Annotated in this window: 4 protein-coding genes and 1 pseudogene; 4 read left to right on the forward strand and 1 reads right to left on the reverse strand. The window is 57.5% G+C overall.

Annotation, left to right across the window (positions count from 1 at the left end):
• Positions 1-67: 67 nt before the first annotated feature.
• From L0H14_RS11800 to L0H14_RS11815, 4 genes are all read left to right on the forward strand, one after another.
• Positions 68-772, forward strand: coding sequence for a hypothetical protein (locus L0H14_RS11800; protein WP_301421922.1), 705 nt, complete (start codon positions 68-70; stop codon positions 770-772).
• A complete protein-coding gene (locus L0H14_RS11805; protein WP_301421923.1) occupies positions 762-1,175 on the forward strand; it encodes a hypothetical protein in 414 nt (137 codons plus the stop codon). The genes L0H14_RS11800 and L0H14_RS11805 overlap by 11 nt, the downstream gene beginning before the upstream one ends.
• A 706-nt stretch (positions 1,176-1,881) precedes the next feature.
• A complete protein-coding gene (locus L0H14_RS11810) occupies positions 1,882-2,205 on the forward strand; it encodes a helix-turn-helix transcriptional regulator (RefSeq protein WP_301421924.1) in 324 nt (107 codons plus the stop codon).
• Entirely contained in the window at positions 2,202-2,891 is a 690-nt protein-coding gene (locus L0H14_RS11815; protein ID WP_301421925.1) for a hypothetical protein, read from the forward strand. Before L0H14_RS11810 ends, L0H14_RS11815 begins: the two co-directional genes overlap by 4 nt.
• A gap of 1,235 nt (positions 2,892-4,126) precedes the next feature.
• Here L0H14_RS11815 and L0H14_RS11820 read toward each other — a convergent pair.
• Positions 4,127-4,542: pseudogene (locus L0H14_RS11820) on the reverse strand (MFS transporter); the annotation flags it as partial.

Consider the following 4,542-nt stretch of genomic DNA (forward strand, 5'->3'; position numbering starts at 1 on the left):
TCTTGTCAGTCCAGCATCTGGCCGCGCCTAATCATGAAACCCCGAGGCTAGCGGGCAACGACTCGGATTGGCAGAAGTACCAGAGGGGCCAGTCAACCCCCGGGCCTTACGCCGGACACTGGCACTGGCAATTGCCCAGCGACCTCACGGTCTGATGGCAGCGAAGTATCACCTCAAACACCTGAGCGTGGCAACGACTGAAGGATATGCAGCCCGACCCGGCGGCCACCAAGCAGCGTTCCGCGCCGAGATCTCCGTAGCGGAAGAAGCCGAACACTTACGACTCACCGTTGCCGCATACGAAGACTATAAACAGGGGAAGCTCCCCTCCGGCCAAGGCGCCAGAGAGCTCACTAGAGTTTTCGCCTCCGTCGACGAAGCACTGACCGGCCACCAACCAGGACAGGCGACCGTCATAGATGACCGCCGTGTTGAACGGCTCCTCAAAGCAAAGGCCGAGAGCTTATTCGTAGGAGCTGCCAATTATTGTTGGTTCACGGATCCGAAAAAAGCGCTATGCCTTCAACTCGCCCAAACTCCCGACGCTACGGAGCCACTCATTGGGCTCTGCGATTCGGGACGATGCTCCCAGGCAACACACCACGGCACCCACCGCGAAGCATGGGCCAACCACGCTGACTCCATCAAAACAGTCTTCCTCGGAAATCCGCGCCTATCGAAACCCGAACTTAGCCGCGCTCAGGTAACGCTCGACCGGGCCCAACGGATACTAACGGAAATCGACAACGCAGGAGCAACCCATGAAGGCTAACCGTTCCCAAATAGAGAACCGAATACGGGCCGCTATCCAGACACTTCTTGCCGGTGAGATCCCGAACGGAATGAACCGTGACATCACCAGTCTCTGCGCTCTAGCCGGCGTGCCACGAGCAACCATGTATCGGACCTATCCACACCTAAAAGCCATCTTCGAGGAACAACGTTCACACCTACAAGATGCCGCCCCCACCACGAACGCCGATGGCGAAACTTACCAAAAGATACGTTCTGAGAAGGACAAGTTGCAATTGAAACTCGCAACGATGACAAACAAAGTCCATGAACTGGAAAACTTCAAATCCACTGCACTGTCAAGGCTGGCAGCCCAGCACGAGGAGATCCTCCGGCTACGGTCCCAGCACACCCAGGGCGAGAACGTGCAGAGCATTCGATGAGCCGCCTTGCTACATCGTTGTTACCATCGCAAGGGCGACGCAGCCGTGCCCGCGCGGTTGCTGAAGCCCTAGATCTTCCTGTCTCACACGAAACATCTCCAACCAGGGCACCCCTCCGAACAATTTCAGACGTTCAGTGTCAGTTTCAGAAGTCGACTGCACACACAGCCCTGTGTTTTCAGGGGCTGTGTAGTCGGCTGTTGAACGCTGGCAGTTCGGTACTCGTATATACAACGTTGCGAACTTTAAATAGTCTCTTGCGCAAAACGATCCAGATGTGCCACGACGAGTCCGCACCATCGTGGAAGCGCTCGGCTCACTGCTTGACCTGGTGTCACAATAATGGTCTTCGCCACCGTCTGCGACACGTAGAATAATTTACGGGTTAAGTGACAAATTCTGATGACTGTGAGTCGCAGTGGTAAGCGGCGTGGTTCTCGCAGCGCTTAGCGGCTGTTGGCGGCCGATGAGAAATCTGCCGCGCGGCTTCCACGGCATCCGTGGTAAGCAATTCGAGAGTGACATCGGCACAAAGCGACCGAAAGCCCCCGCCACTTACCGCTGCGACCAACCCCAAACACGCCAGCGTCACGTCACCGAATGGTAGATCCCATGCGGGACAAGGCTGAGCTATCAAATAGCCGTCGCCTGGCCCGCTCAAAACCTCCAACGGGCACGGGTAGTCGGCACATGCTAATATTTCGCTATGTCACGAAATAACGAAGCAGTCGTCTTCTCGGCGCTTGGTCACCCGACGCGCCGAGCCGTACTGGCATTCCTGCGTGATCGAGACTTCGTGAAAGTCGCCGACATCGCTGCCGCCGTTGGAGTCGGAGGATCGACGCTCTCGGGCCAGCTACGCACACTGCGCGACGCGGACCTCGTGGCGACCAGACGCCGGGGCACCGAGATCCAGTACCGAGTCAATCTAACTGTGCTTGATGAGGCCATGCTGCTTCTCGCCGCTCTCGGTGGCTCCCTCCAGAAACGTCAACCTACCGACCAGGAAACCACGCAGGAGGAAAAATGATGAATTCGACGAACCCGGACTTGCGTCTGCCGATGGGCGCGCTGATCATCGCCGGCATGGCGGTTGTTTTCATGGTGATATGGAGCGTGGCGCTGTGGCCAGACATGACGCCGACAATCGTCACTCGCGAAGCGGGCGGCAACCACGGCCAGAGTGCGGTGTCGCGTGAGGTCACCGCGGCTGCCATGCCGGTCGTTCTGGTTGTTCTCGCTGTGCTGCTCGCCGCGGCTCCGACTCTGGACGCCAAGCTGATGCGGCTGATAATCACGACGCCACAGCAAGACCGAGGACGCGGTTCACCACGGGTGCTCGGCGCGTCGCTCGTCGGACTGAGCATACTACTGAGCGCACTGCATGTCGGATTCGTCGACATGCACACCGGTGCGGGACTTCCGATTGAACAGATCGTTCCGGTGGCCGCCGGCGTACTGCTCACGATTCTCGGCATCTACCTGCCACTCGCGCACCCAAGCACGACGCACGACAACGAGCGCTTCGAGGCCTTCCGAGCGGCGCAGGGGCCAGCGTACCGCATTGGCGGATTCGTGCTCGTCCTCGTAGGACTGGCTACCATCGTCTCCGGGCTGCTGCTGCCGTGGCTCTCGATCGTCATCGCCGTGGGCGGCGTCGCGGCCATCTTCGTGAGCATCATCGTCGTCTCCCTCATCCGGGCATCACAAACCTGAGACGAGTCGGTCTACATCAATACCCCGTCGCTCGGTGATCCAGATGTGTTGGTCACCGCGGCCACTCATCTCGACCCTGAGATAATTACAGATATTACAGCCGCAACAGCGCCGCCGACTCCCGAGATCACATTGGGAATCCGGCCAGCAGCGTCGTGCCCGACGAACTGATCGTCAGTAGGGCACGGTTTCACATCTGGCCGGCAAGCAGGATCGGCTTCACCACCTCACCACACCCAGCCCGTGAGCCGAATCGTCACCGGCGACTAAATTTGCTTTCGACCACGATGCTTGTGGACTGTCCTCGATCCATCTAAGAGGTCCACTTACGGACCGCCAGCCTTCCACCCATCGTCCACAGTGGATGCCGGATCGGCGACCCACACGGAGAATCAAGAGCACCCACCAAATCAACGGACGAATTCACGGTAGATGTGAAGAATGTGCTGGCATCGTCCCAGTTCCTTGGTAGTGGGACACCGAGGACGAGCAACCTCATTGATCGGGCCAGGGCCTGATTTTCCGTCCCATAAGTAAGGCCCAGATTAACGTCCCATCCATTCCGTGCAGACACGAATATTGGTACGCTGGGCGCATGGAGTTGGGATATGTTCGATATGTGGGCGTGAGACACGTCCGCTAAGGCCTCCGTCTCATGCGTAACCCAACTCCATCATTTGATCGTACCCAAAGCAGAATCTGTACGATATTGTCGGGACATCAATCTGGGCCCCACTTGTGGGACGGAAATTCGCGCCTGGGTCGGATCGATCCGGATGCTCGACTTCGGTGTCCCACTACCAAGGAACTGGGATGTCGCCGAAGTGGTGAGATTCAGTGTCCACGATGTACCGAGGTTCCACACCACTTCGTTACACAGGTGCTACCGAATGCCGCTTCTCTACAGTTGGCAGGGTCGCCGCGGTGCTTCTCACCACGCGGAGCGCGGCGTGCTCGGTCTTCTGCGGCGTGGTCGGGGCGTGAGATCCTCGACTGCTTCTCGCTGACCGGTCTCGCGCGACTCGACGCGTCTTGCGGCGTGCCGGCGGCGACCCTGCCATGTTCTTTCGCTGGATGCTTCCAGCAACGATCCCTCCGGCGCTGCCGTGAAGCGCCACGATCCATCGATACCGCGACAGAGCGCATGACAGCTCAGGTCAAAGGCGAATCAACGAGGCGCATCAACGAACGATAGACCTTAGAGATATCGACCACTCAGAAGCACATACGTTTCTCTACTCAGATGCATTGAGAAATCGATCGGCAATCGGAATCCAAGAGATGGCGAGAATAAGAATTACAACGCCTAAACCGATCGCAGTAACCGATGAATTAGCTTCAGCGCCGAATCCAATTGCTGGATTAAGCCCCACACCAACCAAGCTCCCGGCACTGCTTGCTATGTTCAGTACCGTTGCGCGTCGATGCGAGGGAATAATTTTGTTCGCAACAGCCGAGGTAATGGGGCCTCGAGAATTTAAACCAACCACAACGAGACAGAATCCCAATATGACCGTGAATAAGTGGGGAATCGACATTAGAATAAACCCGACGCCGCCGTACGACATTGCTAAGAATAATCCGAATTTACGCCCAACGGCAATCTCGATCTTGCCCGCAAAATGATTGTAGCCAGCAGCAACCAATTGAG

Source organism: Yaniella sp. (assembly GCF_030453185.1).
Classification (GTDB): Bacteria; Actinomycetota; Actinomycetes; order Actinomycetales; family Micrococcaceae; genus Yaniella.